1 protein-coding gene is annotated in these 917 nt (G+C 39.5%); it reads left to right on the top strand.

What is annotated here, in order from left to right:
• Window positions 1-890: hypothetical protein (locus AAAT87_RS15395; RefSeq protein ID WP_349226920.1), on the top strand; the 890-nt coding region annotated here is incomplete at its 5' end.
• Window positions 891-917: the final 27 nt, after the last annotated feature.

Below are 917 nucleotides of genomic sequence, written 5' to 3' on the forward strand. Positions count from 1 at the left end.
TAGGAGCAAACTTCAAGGGTGAAGATATCGAAAACAAGATAAGCGAAGTCACTATATCTGCAGGTTCAGAACCTCAATATGTGATTAGTGACAATGCCCATAACCTTGTAAGGGGTATCTTGGACTCTGGATATGTGCATTATGCGGACATCAGCCATTCTATGGGTGTTATTCTCAAAAAGGTGTATGAAAAACAGCCTGATTTTGTTGAGCTTACAACACTTTTAGGAAAGAAAAGACTACAATACCATCTGACAAATAAAGCATATTTGCTACCACCGAACATGAGGACTATTGCTAGATTCATGAATATGTCTGAATGGGTAATCTGGGGCAACTCTATGCTTGCTTGTTACAACAAACTCCCAAAAGAAATGCAGGAAGCGTATGCTTTCATCAACGACTATGAATCTTTGTTGCAAGAACTCATGGATGCGTTGGATGCCATCAGGCATATAGAGCATATCTGTAAAAACAAAGGCTTTTCCTGCAAGACGAGTAAGGAGTGCCAGTCATACATAGTTGCTCATGTTATAGGAAATGCTTATCCTCGTCAAGCTCACCTTGGCTTGAAGATGCTGGAGTACTTCCGAAAGGAAGAAGCGCAACTTACTGAGGATATGAATATCTGCATCTCTTCAGACATCATTGAATCTACTTTTGGTATATACAAAAGCAAGAAGTCACCGAACAAGCTGTATGGCATAACTCCTTTTGCTCTAATGATACCATTATATCCAAAAGTCGTGAACGAATCCGTTACTAAAACATTTAATTTCAAAGAGCGCTTAGTGAATGTTAAACTTAAGGACATTGATGCTTGGACTACCGAGCACTTGTCCAAAAACTGGGTGACAGAACGAACCAAAACACTCAAACAAGTGAGTTAATATTGGAACATAGAACTGGACACCCTA

Origin of the sequence: Segatella sinensis (assembly GCF_040095255.1) — a bacterium.
Lineage (GTDB): Bacteria > Bacteroidota > Bacteroidia > Bacteroidales > Bacteroidaceae > Prevotella > Prevotella sinensis.